This window comes from Desulfoscipio geothermicus DSM 3669, assembly GCF_900115975.1.
GTDB classification, from domain to species: Bacteria; Bacillota; Desulfotomaculia; order Desulfotomaculales; family Desulfallaceae; genus Desulfoscipio; species Desulfoscipio geothermicus.
This window is the reverse complement of the sequence record NZ_FOYM01000018.1, coordinates 64,875-81,386: the sequence shown is the minus strand read 5'-3', so window position 1 is coordinate 81,386 and position 16,512 is coordinate 64,875. Positions and strand designations below refer to the sequence as shown.

Genomic DNA, 16,512 nt, shown 5'->3' with positions numbered 1-16,512 from the left:
CATTCGCGCTTGCCGCAGCCGCATTCCAGGGCTTTTAATGCCGAGCCGGTAATGACGGGTACGTCGTCACCGGGGAATTCGTACTGGCTGAGCAGTTCACGCACTTCCATGTCGACCAGTTCCAAGAGTTCAGGGTCGTCTACCTGGTCGGCTTTGTTCAGATATACTACGATGTAGGGCACGCCTACCTGGCGGGAGAGCAGGATGTGCTCACGGGTCTGGGGCATGGGGCCGTCGGCGGCCGATACTACCAATATGGAGCCGTCCATCTGGGCGGCGCCGGTGATCATGTTCTTGACGTAGTCGGCGTGACCCGGGCAGTCCACGTGCGCATAGTGACGATTCTCGGTCTCGTATTCCACGTGCGCCGTGTTGATGGTGATGCCGCGCTCTTTTTCTTCCGGCGCGTTGTCGATTTCGTCATACTTCTTGACGGAAGCGTGGCCCACGGTGGACAGTACGGTGGTGATGGCCGCGGTCAAGGTGGTCTTGCCGTGGTCCACGTGGCCGATGGTACCAATGTTTACGTGCGGTTTGGTACGCTCAAATTTCGCTTTTGCCATGGTTTTTCAATTCCTCCTTGCAGGGTATCCAGCCTTTTTTCTTTGTGATTTTTACCTTGCCGAAAATCCGGTTATTGCAGTTCCGGCAAGAATTTTAAAATAAACACTTGTCCAAACATACACCGGCAAAGGCATTAAATATGTAAAAAACAACTATATCACTTTGCCGGGCTAAAATATTGGATACTATTAAATTGTTGCCATTTTTACCTATTTTTATTTCAAATAACCCCTCAATACCATCAAATTGTATTCTATAATAAATAATCAAATCCTGCAAAGCAAAAAAAAATCGCTTATTGAAAAATCGATTATCTAAACCTCAAAAGGCAGAATTAACAAAAAACCAGCTGTATAGCTGGTTATGCTGGTAGCGGCGCAGGGATTTGAACCCCGGACACTGCGGGTATGAACCGCATGCTCTAACCATCTGAGCTACGCCGCCCTATTCGAATTTCGATGTTCGAAATTCGAGGTTCGATAATTTACTGAAATGGCCATTGGCCAATTTCACCTATTCGAACTTCCAACTTCGAACTACAAACTACGAAAATGGAGCCACTAACCGGGATTGAACCGGTGACCTCATCCTTACCAAGGATGCGCTCTACCTACTGAGCTATAGTGGCATTTGGTTGCGGGGGGGGGATTTGAACCCCCGACCTTCGGGTTATGAGCCCGACGAGCTACCGGCTGCTCCACCCCGCGTCAACATTTTTTATTATAACACATTCATAATTACTTTTCAAACTGTAATTTTTGGTTTTTAAAATGAATGGTGGAGAGGGCAGGATTCGAACCTGCGAAGGCGTCGCCGGCAGATTTACAGTCTGCTCCCTTTGGCCACTCGGGAACCTCTCCATTATTTATCACCAACTCGGCATTCGACCGAATTTCATGCTGGAGCCGGCGATGGGACTCGAACCCGCAACCTGCTGATTACAAGTCAGCTGCTCTGCCAATTGAGCTACGCCGGCACTTGCGACAAAAGTTATTATACGTTAAATACAGATTGTTGTCAACAGGTTGCCGCCAGAAAACTTCTGCCAGGGGAAATATTATATCAAACCTTCCCCCGTCTTTGGCTGCCCTGAAAGAAAAGCATCTCCTTTTAGGGCCGGTGATCCCCGTGCGTTCCGAACTTCCGCGCGTGATGCGCACCAGCGGCTGTTAGTTGGGGACATACCTCCGACCCCAAAGCTACGACCCAAAAAAGGAAGTGTTTCCCCTTTCCTATTTCCGAAACCGGACCGGCTTCAATTCGCCGTCCATCTTGCTTGTGCCCTGTGGGTATGCCCGGAACGAGTAGGCTCAGTTTCAGCCTCTCGCGGCCATCCATGGCCGCTCGTCCGGTTTCGCAGCCTCGCTGCGCCCCGGCACTCAATAACTTGCATTGCTCACCACAATTTGTCGGTTATTCCGTGACCAAGAAGTTAACGTAAATTGAGTGCCGGGTTACCGGCGCTCCAGGACGTCACTTGCGGGGAGCCCCCGGCCCTCCACAAAGCTTTTTCATCCTCTGTTAGTGCCGCGATAGCGGCATGAAAGTCTGTCCCCCTTTTACCGAAGCCGGTCCCCTTTTTGCGTACACTTTCCTTAATGATAGAAAACCGGGTTGCGCGCGGCAACCCGGTTTTTTTTAAGAATTAATTGATTTATTATTTACGCTTCGCGTTTTTCCAGGTAACGCTCCAATTTCCGTTTAACTCTTTGCAGGGCATTATCAATAGACTTGACATGGCGTTTGAGGTCTTCGGCGATTTCCTGGTAAGACTTGCCCTCCAGGTAGGACATTAACACTTTCCATTCCAGCGAGCTTAAAATTTCACCCATTTTTTCTTCGATATCGTCGAATTCTTCCCGGCTGATAATCAGTTCCTCAGGATCGGAAATTTTCGAACCGGATATAACATCCAGCAAAGTACGGTCGGAATCTTCGTCGTATATGGGCTTATTTAGTGATACGTAAGAATTCAGCGGAATATGTTTTTGCCGGGTAGCTGTCTTGATTGCGGTAATTATCTGCCGGGTAATGCAAAGTTCAGCAAAAGCCCTAAAAGACGACAACTTGTCCATCCGAAAGTCACGAATCGCCTTGTATAGACCGATCATACCCTCCTGGATAATATCCTCCCGGTCCGCACCGATCAAAAAATATGAGCGGGCCTTGGCTCGTACAAAATTTTTGTACTTGTTAATCAGGTATTCCAGAGCTGCGTCGTCACCCTCGCGAGCAAATTCCACGACATCTTCGTCAATCATTAACTGAAAATCGCTGGAAGCCTCCCTTTGGGCATTTAAATTCAACAATATCCCTCCCGCCATAATTTCCCCTAACTAAACCCAAAACAAAAATAGCCCGCAACGCTTCATTAGACAAGTAAATCCGGGCAGTTAATCCCAGATAGCATGGGGCAAATAATACATTTTCTCTATCAACTGATTAGTATCCATATTTACAAGAAATATTATATCCGCCCTCACAGGGCTCGTCAAGTAAAAAAGCTCCCTGGCCACCCATATTCCACCTATTCTTTTTTTCTTCTCCACTGTTCAAATATTTGACGAATATTTCCCGCCAGACGGTTTTCCAAATAATCATCTGTGGGGTTTTTGTGCTTATAAGGCTTTTGACCCTCTTTTTCGGCTCGCATTATCCGCTGACTCAACTCCTTCGGCGTCATGCGATAAGCGCCCCGCCCAAGAATAATGCGTTGTTCGTCCCAGTCCGACGTTACCACCCTGGTATACCCGTCCCGGGGCAGATCGCCCACCAGTCGCTCAATCAACGCATCGGCGGTCTCGTCCTCCCGGGTGTAAAACACCTGCACGCCGTTTATTTCCTCATATCTTTCGGCATTTCCCTTAACCCGGTGCGCGTCAAACACAACCACCACCCGATCGCCGCTGTACCCGGCGTAATTGGCCAGCATGTCCACCAGCCGGTCCCGGGCGTGCTCCAGGCTTTCCTCTTTCAACTTGGCCAGCTCGGGCCAGGCGTGCACCACATTATACCCATCCACCACGATATATTCGCTCATGTTAACCCCTACTTCTTTGCCGCACCGCTTCAAACAACACCAGTGCCGCGGCCACCGAGGCGTTAAGGGAATTCACCCGGCCCGCCATAGGAAGTTTAACCAGCAAATCACATTTCTCCCGCACCAGCCGGCCCAGGCCCTTGTCCTCCCCGCCCACCACAATGGCCAGGGGGCCGTCCAGCGGGGCTTCCCAGATTACCTGACGGGCCGCCGCATCCGCCCCAACCACCCAGATACCGCGCTCTTTCAACTGGTCAATGGTCCGGGCCAGGTTGCCCACCCGGGCCACGGGCAAATACTCCACAGCACCGGCGGACGCTTTGACCACCGCGGGGGTGACGGCGGCGGCCCGACGCCGGGGAATGACCACGCCGTGCGCTCCCGCGGCATCGGCTGAACGGATCACGGCCCCGAGATTATGCGGGTCGGTAACTTCGTCCAGCACCACCAGTAGGGGGGCGGTGTCACCAACCCCGGCCAGGATATCATCCAGATCGGCGTATTGGTAAGGCGCAACCTGGGCAATGACGCCCTGGTGCACAGCGCCGGGGGCCAACCGGTCCAAAAAAGGCTTGTCCACGTTTTGCACCGGCACCTGCCTTTGTCGGGCCAGCCCGATAATTTCAGCGGTGGCAGCCGATTTGGCACCCCGAGCGATAAATATTTTATTCACTGGCCTGCCGGCCCGCAGCGCCTCACACACCGGGTTACGGCCGGCAATTATTTCTTCCATGATCAATTCACCCTATCGGTTCACCCCGCAATGAAAATTATTTCTCACTGCGGTACCGGTTATTTATCTACTATTGTTTCACGCTAAGCTTTTAGCAATAATCACAACTGCCGGAACTTTTCCCTCACCGCCGCATGTTCACCGCAGGACATGGGGCCCTCGGGACAGGGCCCCATGAGGCAGCGCGGGCCGGCCTCCCGGAATAACTCGGGCGCCACCCGGCGCACCAGGCGAAGCATTTCCGTGGCCAAGGCGCGAATTTCCCACTGCGCCCGGTTACAGCAGCGCACCGCAAAAAAGTGCAGCAGTTCCCGGGCATTCATGGTCACCGCCAACTTGGTTTCGGCAGCGTTGGGCAGGACAAACCGGGCGTCTTCCTTGGCGGCATCGCCGGCAGCCGCCAGCTTTTCCAGCCAGTAATCATACCACTGCTGCATTTGCGCCATTTGCCGGGAATATTCTTTTACTTCAGCCTCGCCCAGCGCGGCAATGCGGGGCGGGATTATGTAATTGAATACGTCATCCCGGTTAGCGGCGCTGCCCTCGCCGACGTAACGCTGGGATTTGACGCTGAAACTGGCGATCCGGTGCCTGGTGATCTGGGCCAGCAGGCTGCGCGAAACCCCTTCTATGCCGAAGGTGAAAGTGGCGTGTTCAAAAGGCGACAGGTGGCCCATGTCGGACAGTTTGCGCACAAAGCCCGATTGATCCCGGGCGGAAACGCCCTTTTGCAGTTCGCCGATACCGGCGGCGGAATAGCACAGTTTTGCCGCCATAGCCACCAGTTGCTCCGGATTTTCAGTATGCTGGAGCAGTTCCACCCGCAGTTCCGTTCTCCCCATATAATGTTCCCCCGAATTAAATTAATATCAATATTTATGTATTAGAATCCAATTCCTGTTCAATAACCTCTCTGGCCAGGCTGAGGATCTTCTCCAGCCTGGCCCAGTCCCGCTGCAGGTACAGGTAGCCCACCAGGCTCTCAAAACCTGTACTATGGCGGTACTCGATAATGTTGTTACCGCGCGGACCGTGGCCGGACTTGGCGTTACGCCCACGCCGGGCCACCGCTTCCTCGGTTTTGTCCAGACAGCCTTCCAGGGCGTGGAACACCCGGGCCTGGGTGGAAGCCCGCACATGCCGCACGGCTTCCCGGTGCAGTTTGTTGACGTTGGTCAGGCCCCGGTTGATCAGGTACTCCCGTACGGCCAGTTCGTACACCGCGTCGCCGATATAGGCCAGCACCAGCGAAGGTAGCTCCACCGGATTAACCTTTAAATCCGCTTGTCCAAACATAATCATCCCTGCTTCTTCCAGCGCACCCCGGACGGTGTATCTTCCAGGACGATGCCCATTTCCTTCAGCCTGTCCCGGATGTGGTCGGCGGTGGACCAGTCTTTTTTCTTGCGCGCCTCCTGGCGGACTTCAATGATTAAACCAATCAATTCCTCCACCAGGCTCTGGTCTTCTTCACCTTCTTCATCCAATTGAATGTCGCCGTCCGCGCCTGTTTTAAAAACGCCCAGCACACTGTTGAAGTCCCTGAACAGATCCCGGGCCTTTTGCAGCGCGGCGGTTTTTTCCGCCTTATTAGGGAAATCTTGCCGGGCCAGACAGCCGTTTATTTCCCGGGCCAGGTCAAACATTACCCCGATGGCCAGGGCGGTATTGAAGTCGTCGTCCATGGCCTTTTCAAATTCACCGCGCAGTTCGTCCAGGCGGGCCGCCAGCGCCGGGTCCGGCCGGGATGCCGCGCCTTCATCCCGACCCGCCAGGGCCTCTTCCAGCAAACGAATACTGTTTTTTATGCGCTCCATGCCCCTGGCCGCCGCCGACAGTTTTTCGTCGTCAAAATCCAGGGGGCTGCGGTAGTGCGTACCCAGCAGGTAAAAGCGCACCACTTCCGGCGGAAACCTACTCAATATTTCCCGCACCAGAAAGAAATTACCAAGGGATTTGCTCATTTTTTCCTGGTTGACGGTAATGAAACCGTTATGCATCCAGTAGCGGGCAAAAGGATGTCCCGTGGCCGCCTCGGACTGAGCGATTTCATTTTCATGATGGGGAAAAACCAGGTCAAAACCCCCGCCGTGAATATCAAAACCAACGCCCAGGTATTTCAGGGCCATGGCGGAACACTCAATGTGCCAGCCCGGCCTGCCCATGCCCCACGGGCTGTCCCACGCCGGTTCCCCGGGTTTGGCCGATTTCCACAGGGCAAAATCCATGGGATCACGCTTGCGTTCATCAACATCCACCCGGGCGCCCGCCTGCATGTCCTCCAGTGCCCGCCCGGACAGCTTGCCGTAAGCGGCGAACTTGCGCACGTCATAGTAAACGTTGCCGTCTACTACATAAGCGTAACCCTTTTCTATAAGCGTTTTAACCATTTCGATAATTTCCGTAATATGCCCGGACACTTTGGGATGGATATCAGCCCGTAAAACATGCAGCGCATCGGCGTCCTTGTAGTATTCATCCACGTAGCGGGCGGCCAGTTTCAAGGGGTCATCCTGTTCCTCCCGGGCCCGGTTGATGATTTTATCATCTATGTCAGTAAAGTTTTGCACGTAACGCACATCAAATCCCTTATACTTCAGGTAGCGGCGGACAGTGTCAAAAACCACGATAGGCCGGGCGTTGCCCAGGTGAATAAAGTTATAGGTGGTGGGCCCGCAAACATACATGGCCACTTTGCCCGGCTCCCGGGGTTTAAATTCTTCCTTTTGCCTGGTCAGGGTGTTATACACGCGCAAACCTCGATTCCCCCTTTTATACCCATGAAAATAAACTTTCCTCAAAACCTTACTCCGGCTTACTTCGCTGTTTTTCCAATTCCGCCACGCGTTGTTCCAACCTTTCAATGGTTTTCTGCATAGCGTACATAGCTTCGGCCACAGGGTCGGGCAGCAGGTCGTGCCGCAAATCAATAATGGATACCCCGGCCGTACCCACTTTTTCACCATCCCGAATAACCACTTTGCCCGGCACCCCGACAACGGTGCTGTTGGGCGGCACGGGTTTCAACACCACGGAACCGGCGCCGATCTTGCTGTTTTCTCCCACCTTGAACGATCCCAATATTTTGGCCCCGGTACTGATGACCACGTTATCCCCGATGGTGGGGTGACGCTTACCCTTTTCCTTGCCGGTGCCGCCCAAGGTTACCCCCTGGTAAATAGTCACATTGTTGCCTATTTCAGCAGTTTCTCCGATAACCACTCCCGCGCCGTGGTCGATGAACAGACCTTCGCCTATTTTGGCGCCCGGGTGGATTTCAATCTGGGTTATCGCCCGGGCAAACTGGGAAATCAGCCGGGCAACAAGGAAAAACCGGTGCCGGTAAAAAAAATGTGCTATCCGGTGCAAAATTATGGCATGCAGCCCGGGATAGCAAAGCAGCACCTCCAGCACCGATTTAGCGGCCGGATCCCTGTCAAAGACCGCCTGTATTTCTTTTCGGAGCCGACCGAAAAACAAATTAATCCCTACCTTTCAATTTTAGCATCATTGTATGCTTGCCTTTGCATGGCACCACTGAAAAATCCATAAGCCGTATTCTGCCTCTCTTGGTACCGCACCACAAACAAGATGGAAGTTATCCGTCGTCTTACGGGTTCGGTGGTCCCTACTGCGCTGGCTAATCTACGCGCCGGCGGCGGCCAGCGCGTTTTGCAGCCGGGTGATCACCCTTTGGCTGCCCAGCACGGGCAGCAGGTGGTGCAGTTCCGGGCCGCTGGTTTTTCCGGTTAACGCCACCCGCAGCGGCTGGTAAACCTTCTTGCCGCCCAGGCCCAGTTCCTTGGGCAGTTTTTTCAACAACCCCCGGGCCGTTTCTTCGTCAAGGACCGCCGGCAATGCAGCAAGTTTATCCTGCAGCGCCCGAAAAACCTCCGGCACCTGCTCCTGGGCCAGTATGTCCCGCGCCTGGGGATCTTCGTAACCAGGATCGACAAAAAATACCCGGGCTTGTTCTGTAACTTGATCCATATATTCAATGCGTTCCCTGATTGCCGCGGCAATCAAACGCGCCTTTTCCCACATGGTTTTGTCCGGGTTTTCCGGCAAATAACCCGCCTTTTGCAAGAACGGCACGGCCAGTTCGGTTATCCGCTCCAGTGAACTGTGCCGGATATAGTAACCGTTCAGCCAGTTCAGTTTTTCCAGATCAAATACTGCCGGGCTTTTGGACACCCGCTCCAGCGAAAACTGCTCCTGCAGTTGTTCCAGGGTTAATACCTCGTCTTCCGTGCCCGGAGACCAGCCCAGCAGGGCCAGAAAGTTTACCAGCGCCTCCGGCAAATACCCCAGTTCCCGGTATTGCTCAATGGATGTGGCACCGTGACGTTTGCTCATTTTGGAACGATCCTTGCCCAGTATCAGGGAAACATGTGCAAATGCGGGTACGGGCCAGCCCAGCGCTTCGTACAACAATACCTGCAAGGGCGTATTGGAAAGGTGTTCCTCGGCCCGCATTACGTGGGTGATACCCATGAAGTGGTCGTCTACCACCACGGCAAAATTATACGTGGGAATGCCGTCCGATTTAACGATTATAAAATCGCCTATGCCGGCGCAGTCAAAATTAACATCCCCCCGTACCTTATCCCTGACAGTAATCAGCTTGTCCGCAGGCACCCTAAACCTGATAACCGGTTTGCGCCCCTCCCCTTCCAGGCGCGCGCAGTCTTCCGGCGTCAAATCCCGGCATTTTCCGGTGTAACGGACCATATCCCCCGCCGCCAGCTGGCTCTCCCGCTGGGCAGCCAGTTCATCCTCGCTGCAATAACACCTGTAGGCCATTCCGTTAGCCAGCAACTGCTCCGCATAGCGTTTATACAGATCCAGGCGCTCGGTCTGGCGGTACGGCCCGCCGGGGCCGCCCACGTCGATCCCCTCGTCCCAATCCAGGCCGAGCCAGCGCAGGGAAGAAACAATATTTTCTTCCGATTCCCGAGAGGACCGCTCCAGATCGGTATCCTCGATACGCACTACGAACTTGCCGCCGTACCGGCGGGCAAAAAGCCAGTTAAAAAGGGCAGAACGCGCCCCACCGATATGTAAAGGCCCCGTCGGGCTGGGTGCAAACCTAACCTTGACTTCGCCGCTCAATATTGGTTCCACTCCTTACCATAGCTGTTTTTCGACACTTAATTATAACACTGCCCCTTACGGACTAGCAACTTTTAACACTGTTTTGCCAGATAAAAGAAAAGCCGTTCCGCGAAACGGATAACGGCGAAAAACCACCTGTCACTTTTATTATTGACTGTAACGGTACCGGTAAAACCGACGCCCCGCACATGTTATTTGCTGCAGTGAAGGGCTATCGCTGCCCTTGATATATGCAGGCCACCGCCTGGGCCGCGATACCCTCACCCCGGCCGGCAAAACCTAATTTTTCCGTGGTGGTGGCCTTCACATTCACCTGCTCCGGGGCCATAAACATGTTCCGGGCGATGTTTTCCCGCATCCGGTTTATGTAAGGAGCCATTTTGGGTGCCTGGGCGATTATGACGGCATCCACGTTGCCCACTTCCCAATGACGGGCATTCAATAAATTGATCACCTGCTTCAATAAAACCAGACTGGAAATGCCCCGGTAGCGCAGGTCAGTGTCGGGGAAGTGTCTGCCGATATCACCCGCGCCGGCCGCGCCCAACAGGGCATCCATAACGGCATGCACCAGCACATCGGCGTCCGAATGACCCTCCAGTCCCAAATGATACGGTATCTCGACCCCGCCCAAAATCAAAGACCGTCCTTTTACCAACCTGTGCACATCATACCCGATGCCCACCCGCAAAATCATCACCTCACCTTTGGGGGTCAGACTTAAACTTATTTAAACTAACCACAAAAACTTAATATGCAAATAAAAGAGTTAGTTTAAACTAGTTTAAGTCTGACCCCATCAATATTTGGGCCAGGGCGAAGTCTTCGGGGGTGGTGATTTTGATATTGGTGTATTCGCCTCGCACCAGTTTGACGGGCCGACCCAGGCGCTCCACCAGGGATGCGTCGTCCGTACCCTCGTACCCATCCCGGGCCGCCGCCCGGTGCGCCTCCATAAGCAGGTCGCGGCAAAATACCTGGGGGGTTTGTACCTGCCACAGCATTTCCCGGGGCAGGGTTTCCCGCACAAAGTTTTCCGCGCTGCCCATTTTAACGGTGTCTTTTACGGGCACCGCCAGTGTGGCGGCGCCCCAGCGCCGGGCCGCCCCGGCGACTGCCCGGATGTTGTCCGGCCTGGCCAGGGGACGCGCGCCGTCGTGCACCAATATCAGTTCAACGTCAGCGGGCAGTGCCCCGAGGCCCTGCCCGACCGATGCGCGGCGGCTGGCGCCGCCCGGTACAATTTTAATGTTTTCTCTTTGCAATATATCTGCCAGCGCCCCGGCAAATTGTGCTTCTTCGCCGGGCGTGACCACCAGGATAATGCCGTCCACCGGCACCGCCAGCAATGCCCGCAGGGAATGCTCCACCACAGGACGGCCGGCCAGGTCGAGCAACTGCTTGTTCACTGCCCGGCCCATCCGGGTGCTCCGGCCGGCGGCAGCCACCACGGCGTAAAAATTACCCAAGGACGTTCACCTCTTTGTACCGGTGGGCGTCCTGCTGCACATCGTTGCGGTTCTCGGTCTTGGGTTTGGCAAAAATCATACGCCCCGCCGCCGTTTGCAGCACGCTGGTGACCAGCACGGTAATGGTTTTGTTCATGAAACGTTTACCGCCATCCACCACGATCATGGTCCCGTCGTCCAGGTAGGCCACACCTTGTCCGGGTTCCTTGCCTTCTTTAACCACCTGCACCAGCATTTCCTCTCCCGGCAGCACAACCGGCTTGACGGCATTGGCCAGCTCATTTATGTTGAGCACCCTGACGCCATGCAGTTCGGCCACCTTGTTCAAATTGAAATCATTGGTGATAATTTTTGCGTTTAATTTTTGCGCCAGCTTGACCAGCTTGGTGTCCACCTCCAAAGATTCGTCAATTCCTTTGGTGTTATCGTAGACAATCACTTTAACGGCAGAGCCCTTACGCAAATTGTTCAGAATATCCAGGCCGCGTCGCCCCCGGTTACGCTTGAGCAAATCTGAGGAATCAGCGATATGGCGCAGTTCCTCCAGCACAAAACCGGGCACCAACAGGGTCCCTTCGATAAACCCGCTGTCGGCCAGATCCGCGATGCGCCCGTCAATGATCACGCTGGTATCCAGGATTTTTTGGATACCAGGCTGCTTACAATCCGCAGTTGCCTTTTCCTTAACACCACCCAGGCGGGAAAGGCTGCTGAAAAATCCCATAATTTCTTCGCGTTTTTTTATGCTGACCGCCAATCCCAGGTAGCCGAGCAGAAGCGTCACCGCTATCCGGACCAGCATGCCGATAAAGCCCATGAAAGAAAAAACTTGACCTAATAAATTAGCTATTATGAGTCCGATAATCAACCCCACCGAGCCCATAACCAGGTCCTGCACAGGCATCTTGCTGAGCATTTGCTCCAGCAGGGCAGTAAGCCACAGGGAGAATCGAATCAGCCAGGGTGTCAATAAAATGCCCGCCACCAGACCGACCAGGGTAGTTAAACCGATGAAGCCCATTTCCATGGTCTCAGTCAGGGGCAGCAAACCAAGTTCAGATAGGTATAAACCTACATAACCCCCGGCAGCCGCAAATAAAATCACCATAAAAATGAAGACAATTTTTTTCACCATGTCCCGTTTCACCTCCTTTACTGTTAATTATTATTTACATAGGTATTTTATTCTATTATGATTGATTTCCCGGTTTGTTTCAACCTCCTTTGGAGATTTTTTCCGGCAAATAAAAATACGTCAGATTATACTGACGTATTAGGCGAATGCCTGATCTATCATGGTTTTTGTTTTATCTTCTTCCATTTCCGTAGCCAGCACCAGTTCGCTTACCAAAATCTGCCGGGCATTTTCCAGCATTTTTCTCTCCCCGGAGGAAAGCCCTTTTTCTCTGTCCCTTTTAACCAGGTTTCTAACCACTTCCGCCACCTCATAGATGTTGCCGCTTTTTATTTTTTCCAAGTTGGCCCGATAGCGTCTGTTCCAGTTGTCTGACATGCTGGTGGACTTTTCGCTGAGAATCCCCATAACCCGTTGCACCCCATCACCATCTATGACCTGGCGCAAGCCCACTTCCTTGCAGTTGGTAATGGGGATCATCACTTTCATATCCCCCACCGGCAACCTGAGAATGTAATACTGTCTGGTTTCCCCGAGAACTTCTTTTTCCTCAATGGCCTCAATAATTCCGGCCCCATGCATGGGATAGACAACCTTATCTCCTATTTTAAACAATTCCCGGACCTCCTTACAATATTCATAAATTAATATACCACAGAAGCAGAATATTGTCAAGGAAATCTAATATTTTAGCATAGCATGCACATTGTGTCAACAATATTTTTGAAATTCGAAAGTTTGACAGGACAAGCCGCCGGCCGTTATAATTACTGCAAGGTTTTAAAATCATAAAGGATGGTGAAACCGTTTGCTCAAAGATATTATCTACGATGAATTTCAACATACGGTTTCTGAATTACTGCTCTACAACCGGAGCATCCTGGATCTTCTGGCAAAATCGCAGGAAACCAACGCCAGAATGAACCGGGCCATCATCAAATCAGTTACCGGCTGTGGGTGTTTAAAAATAAATGCCAATAAAAAGCAAATTCCCTCCGGATCAACCCTGGAGGAACTGAAAAAGTACCTGGATTCACACCTGGATGGTGAATTGTGTGAATCGTGCCGGGAAGCACTGGAACTGGAAATGGGGCGCACCCTTTTTTACATGGCCGCCCTGTGCAATTTGCTCGACCTGAACATGTACGACATATTAATCAAGGAACAGAAAAAACTTAAAACCCTGGGTATATACAACCTGGCGTAAATCTTTAGCGCAAGCTTCTTTATAATTATAGATATTCAACAACGGCAGTCGATTTTCCTTTATCGCTGCAATTACATTAATTACATATTTACGTAAAAATAAGAAAGACAATAAAAAAGGGACAAACGCCCATGCCTGCCGCCTGCGCGGCACCATCAGGGAATGAAAAAGCGGTGTGGGGGGCCGGCAGTTCCCCGCAAGTGACGTCCCGGAGCACCGGTAAGCACCCTGCGCAGCGAGGCTGTGAAACCGGACGAGCGGCTACCCGTTCCGGGCATACCCGCAGGGCATAAGCAAGATGCACGGCGAATTGAAGCCGGTCCGGTTTCGGAAATAGGAAAGGGGACACACCTCCTCTTCGGGGATTGGCTTTGGGGTCGGAGGTATGTCCCCAACTAGTAGCCGCTGGTGCGCATCACGCGCGGGAGTTCTTTAAAAAGCGCGCATTAAATCAGCTCCCTTAATCGCGCGCTTTTTAATACTTCAAACCTTAGCCCTTGCCATAAACATGGCAAGGCATAGAATGAAGTGGGAACGCAGCGGGGACCACCGGTCCTAAAAGGAAGATACTATTTTTCAGGACAGGCACCGGTAAAAGGGGACAGGCACCGATTCACAAAACTAACCAGTGCCTGTCCCTTTTTTACACATGTCGCTCCTGGGTAAGCTGGTCGCGGTACCGCTGCAGGCCCTCTTTGATAGAACGCGCCCGCACCTCTCCGATACCCTCCACGGCATCCAGTTCCTCAATGGTGGCCCCCAGCACCTTGCGTAGCGAGCCAAACTCCCGCACCAGGTTTTCCACCACCTGCAAGGGTAGCCGGGGGATCTTTTGTAGTATGCGGTAACCCCGGGGCGCCACTCCCTGGTCCAAAATGCTGGCACTACCGGGGTAACCGAGCGCACGGGCAATCAAAGTGAGGTCCAGCAGATCCTCGGCCGGCCAGCTGCTAATCATGGCCATGACGCTTTCCGGCGGTTTTTCACCGCTTAAGGCAGCATAATCCTGAACCATCAGCAGTCCCTCGTCCTCCACATTGACCACCAACTCTTCCAACTGCATGGTAATAAGCCGGCCCTCGGTGCCCAGTTCGCAAATGTAACGCCTGATCTCACTGGCTATCCTTAATACCATTTCCGTGCGCTGAATGGCTTTTGCAACATCATACAGGGTCACGGCTTCCGCAAACTCCAGGATGCTCAAATTAGCCACCACGCGGTTTAGCACATTGCGGTACTTTTCCAGAGTTTGCATGGCCTGGTTGGCCTTGGTGATAATGACCCCCAATTCCCTCAATACATATTTGAGATTGCCTTTATATATGGTAATGACACTCCGCCGTTGCGAGATGGAAATGACCAGGTAACCGGTTTGTTTGGCCACCCGTTCCGCTGTGCGGTGCCGGATACCCGTCTCGCTGGAAGGAATGCTTAAATTGGGGATTAACTGCGTGTTGGCGGCAATGATGCGTTTCACGTCCTCACTGATAATGATGGCCCCGTCCATTTTGGCCAGTTCGTAAAGGTTGGCCGGGGTAAATTCGGCATCTACGGCAAAACCGCCTTCCGCTAACTCCATAACCTCGGGGCCGTCGCCAATTACCAGCAGGCCGCCTGTCTTGGCCCGTAATATATTTTCCATTCCTTCCCGCAGCGGCGTGCCCGGTGCAACTATTCGCAGAACATCCAGCAACCTGTCTTCCATTGTTCCTCCTTTATGTTACCCTCGATTATTAAACACGCTATGCCGGAGTGTCGTCATTTAAAACACTAAATCAAGCGCTTCCGACAGCGTAGCGGCTTCCAATACTTGAATTCCGTCCAGTTCCGGCAAACCCTTTTGCCGGGGCGCCACGCAGCGGCCAAATCCCAGCTGGGCGGCCTCCCGAATTCTTTTATCTGCAGCGGTGACGGGCCTGAGTTCTCCGGTCAAACCCAACTCCCCCATTACCACCGTGCGGCCGTCCATGGGGCGGTCCCGAAAACTGGAGGCAATGGCCGCAGCTATGCCCAAATCCGCAGCAGGTTCATCGATTTTTACGCCACCTACCACGTTGACATAGGCGTCGTAATTGCCCAGCATCAACCCCAGCCGTTTTTCCAGCACCGCCATAATCAGGGCCACCCGGTTATGGTCCACCCCGGCAGTCATGCGCCTGGGCACCCCGAATGACGTCGGGCAGACCAGGGCCTGAATTTCCACCAAAAGCGGCCGGGTACCTTCCAGCGTAGGCACCACCACTGTTCCGGCCACGTCCCGGTAAGCATGGTCCATCAAGAAAAAGGAGGAAGGATTGGCTATTTCGTGCAGCCCGGCGCCGGACATCTCAAAAACCCCGATCTCATTGGTGGAACCGAAGCGGTTTTTTACGCCACGCAGGATGCGAAATGACTGGTGACGTTCCCCTTCGATATACAGCACCGCGTCCACCATGTGTTCCATAACCCGGGGCCCGGCAATGGTACCCTCCTTGGTAACATGTCCCACCACAAAAACAGAAACGGAACGGTCCTTGGCCAGGCGCATGAGGCGGGCTGTGCATTCCCGTACCTGGCTCACGCTGCCGGGGGCTGAAGTAACGTCCGGCAAATACATGGTCTGGATGGAGTCCACCACCAACAGCGCGGGGTTTATCTCCGCCACCTGCCCATCCACGGCTTCCAGGTCGGTTTCCGTATACAGATATAACTCGGAATTGCTTGTACCAAGCCGGTCCGCCCGTAGTTTAATCTGGCGGGGGGACTCTTCCCCGGACACGTAAAGTACCCGGCGGCCGCTGGAACTTACCGCCCCCGCCACCTGCAACAGCAAGGTGGACTTGCCTATGCCCGGATCGCCTCCCAGCAATACCAGGGAACCGGGCACTACTCCGCCGCCCAGTACCCGGTCCAACTCCGTCATGCCGGTGGAGCAGCGTTCATTATCCAACGGCGACACCTCGGTTACCGATCGCGGGCGTTCCCGACCGCCGCTTCCCCGACCGGCGCGTCCGGGGGCGACCACTTCCTCCACGTAGCTGTTCCACGCACCGCACCCGGCGCAGCGCCCGAGCCAGCGGGAGGTAAAGTGCCCGCATATGTTGCAGTAATAACCGGTTTTTTTTGCAGGCATGGCAAATACTCCCGAGGATAATTATATTGTTATATTATAGCACAATAAATCATGCTTTATAAAGAGTATGAACATGTACCAAAATGGAGCCAGGCAAAAAAAGGGGACAGGCACCATTTTCAAAAAACGAAAATGGA

The 16,512-nt window shown here is 53.3% G+C and carries 17 protein-coding genes and 5 tRNA genes; 1 reads left to right on the top strand and 21 read right to left on the bottom strand.

Going from position 1 to position 16,512, the window contains the following annotated elements:
• The 18 genes from BM299_RS11810 to BM299_RS11725 all read right to left on the bottom strand — a co-directional run.
• Positions 1-563, bottom strand: a 563-nt coding sequence (locus BM299_RS11810; protein WP_114340126.1) for a GTP-binding protein, incomplete at its 3' end; no start/stop codon positions are given.
• Between the two features lie 368 nt (positions 564-931).
• Positions 932-1,008: transfer RNA gene (locus BM299_RS11805), tRNA-Met, on the bottom strand.
• A gap of 108 nt (positions 1,009-1,116) precedes the next feature.
• Positions 1,117-1,192, bottom strand: a tRNA-Thr gene (locus BM299_RS11800).
• A 3-nt stretch (positions 1,193-1,195) separates the two neighbouring features.
• A tRNA-Met gene (locus BM299_RS11795) sits at positions 1,196-1,271 on the bottom strand.
• 68 nt (positions 1,272-1,339) lie between these two features.
• Positions 1,340-1,424, bottom strand: a tRNA-Tyr gene (locus tag BM299_RS11790).
• A 40-nt stretch (positions 1,425-1,464) separates the two neighbouring features.
• A tRNA-Thr gene (locus BM299_RS11785) sits at positions 1,465-1,540 on the bottom strand.
• 685 nt (positions 1,541-2,225) lie between these two features.
• On the bottom strand, positions 2,226-2,870 hold the full coding sequence (gene sigH / locus BM299_RS11780) for an RNA polymerase sporulation sigma factor SigH (RefSeq protein WP_092484367.1): 645 nt from the start codon (positions 2,868-2,870) through the stop codon (positions 2,226-2,228).
• Positions 2,871-3,091: 221 nt separating this feature from the next.
• Positions 3,092-3,604, bottom strand: coding sequence for an NYN domain-containing protein (locus BM299_RS11775; RefSeq protein WP_092484364.1), 513 nt, complete (start codon positions 3,602-3,604; stop codon positions 3,092-3,094).
• A 1-nt stretch (position 3,605) separates the two neighbouring features.
• Complete coding sequence (gene rlmB, locus BM299_RS11770) at positions 3,606-4,337, bottom strand: 23S rRNA (guanosine(2251)-2'-O)-methyltransferase RlmB (RefSeq protein WP_092484361.1); 732 nt, start codon at positions 4,335-4,337, stop codon at positions 3,606-3,608.
• Positions 4,338-4,438: 101 nt separating this feature from the next.
• Positions 4,439-5,179: an FAD-dependent thymidylate synthase gene (gene thyX, locus BM299_RS11765; RefSeq protein ID WP_092484359.1), complete on the bottom strand. Its 741-nt coding sequence runs from the start codon at positions 5,177-5,179 to the stop codon at positions 4,439-4,441.
• A 34-nt stretch (positions 5,180-5,213) separates the two neighbouring features.
• Entirely contained in the window at positions 5,214-5,633 is a 420-nt protein-coding gene (locus BM299_RS11760) for a Mini-ribonuclease 3 (protein ID WP_092484356.1), read from the bottom strand.
• Between the two features lie 2 nt (positions 5,634-5,635).
• Entirely contained in the window at positions 5,636-7,093 is a 1,458-nt protein-coding gene (gene cysS / locus BM299_RS11755; RefSeq protein ID WP_092484353.1) for a cysteine--tRNA ligase, read from the bottom strand.
• Between the two features lie 49 nt (positions 7,094-7,142).
• Positions 7,143-7,817: a serine O-acetyltransferase gene (gene cysE / locus BM299_RS11750; protein WP_092484350.1), complete on the bottom strand. Its 675-nt coding sequence runs from the start codon at positions 7,815-7,817 to the stop codon at positions 7,143-7,145.
• A gap of 165 nt (positions 7,818-7,982) precedes the next feature.
• Positions 7,983-9,449 (bottom strand): glutamate--tRNA ligase, encoded by a 1,467-nt coding sequence (gltX, locus tag BM299_RS11745; protein ID WP_092484347.1) that lies wholly within the window; start codon positions 9,447-9,449, stop codon positions 7,983-7,985.
• A gap of 214 nt (positions 9,450-9,663) precedes the next feature.
• Complete coding sequence (ispF, locus tag BM299_RS11740; protein WP_131820640.1) at positions 9,664-10,146, bottom strand: 2-C-methyl-D-erythritol 2,4-cyclodiphosphate synthase; 483 nt, start codon at positions 10,144-10,146, stop codon at positions 9,664-9,666.
• Between the two features lie 85 nt (positions 10,147-10,231).
• On the bottom strand, positions 10,232-10,921 hold the full coding sequence (gene ispD, locus BM299_RS11735; protein WP_092484344.1) for a 2-C-methyl-D-erythritol 4-phosphate cytidylyltransferase: 690 nt from the start codon (positions 10,919-10,921) through the stop codon (positions 10,232-10,234).
• Positions 10,914-12,056: a PIN/TRAM domain-containing protein gene (locus tag BM299_RS11730; RefSeq protein WP_092484341.1), complete on the bottom strand. Its 1,143-nt coding sequence runs from the start codon at positions 12,054-12,056 to the stop codon at positions 10,914-10,916. Before BM299_RS11730 ends, ispD begins: the two co-directional genes overlap by 8 nt.
• Positions 12,057-12,194: 138 nt before the next feature.
• On the bottom strand, positions 12,195-12,671 hold the full coding sequence (locus tag BM299_RS11725; RefSeq protein ID WP_092484338.1) for a CarD family transcriptional regulator: 477 nt from the start codon (positions 12,669-12,671) through the stop codon (positions 12,195-12,197).
• Between the two features lie 193 nt (positions 12,672-12,864).
• Between BM299_RS11725 and BM299_RS11720 the strand changes: the two genes are divergently transcribed.
• Positions 12,865-13,263, top strand: a complete 399-nt coding sequence (locus tag BM299_RS11720) for a nucleoside triphosphate pyrophosphohydrolase family protein (RefSeq protein ID WP_092484335.1) — start codon at positions 12,865-12,867, stop codon at positions 13,261-13,263.
• Positions 13,264-13,351: 88 nt separating this feature from the next.
• Here BM299_RS11720 and BM299_RS19700 read toward each other — a convergent pair whose 3' ends face one another.
• The 3 genes from BM299_RS19700 to radA all read right to left on the bottom strand — a co-directional run bounded on the left by BM299_RS19700 (position 13,352) and on the right by radA (position 16,375).
• Positions 13,352-13,612, bottom strand: coding sequence for a hypothetical protein (locus BM299_RS19700; protein WP_092484332.1), 261 nt, complete (start codon positions 13,610-13,612; stop codon positions 13,352-13,354).
• A gap of 294 nt (positions 13,613-13,906) precedes the next feature.
• Positions 13,907-14,968: a DNA integrity scanning diadenylate cyclase DisA gene (gene disA, locus BM299_RS11710; protein WP_092484329.1), complete on the bottom strand. Its 1,062-nt coding sequence runs from the start codon at positions 14,966-14,968 to the stop codon at positions 13,907-13,909.
• 57 nt (positions 14,969-15,025) lie between these two features.
• Entirely contained in the window at positions 15,026-16,375 is a 1,350-nt protein-coding gene (gene radA, locus BM299_RS11705) for a DNA repair protein RadA (protein WP_092484326.1), read from the bottom strand.
• Between the last annotated feature and the right edge of the window lie 137 nt (positions 16,376-16,512).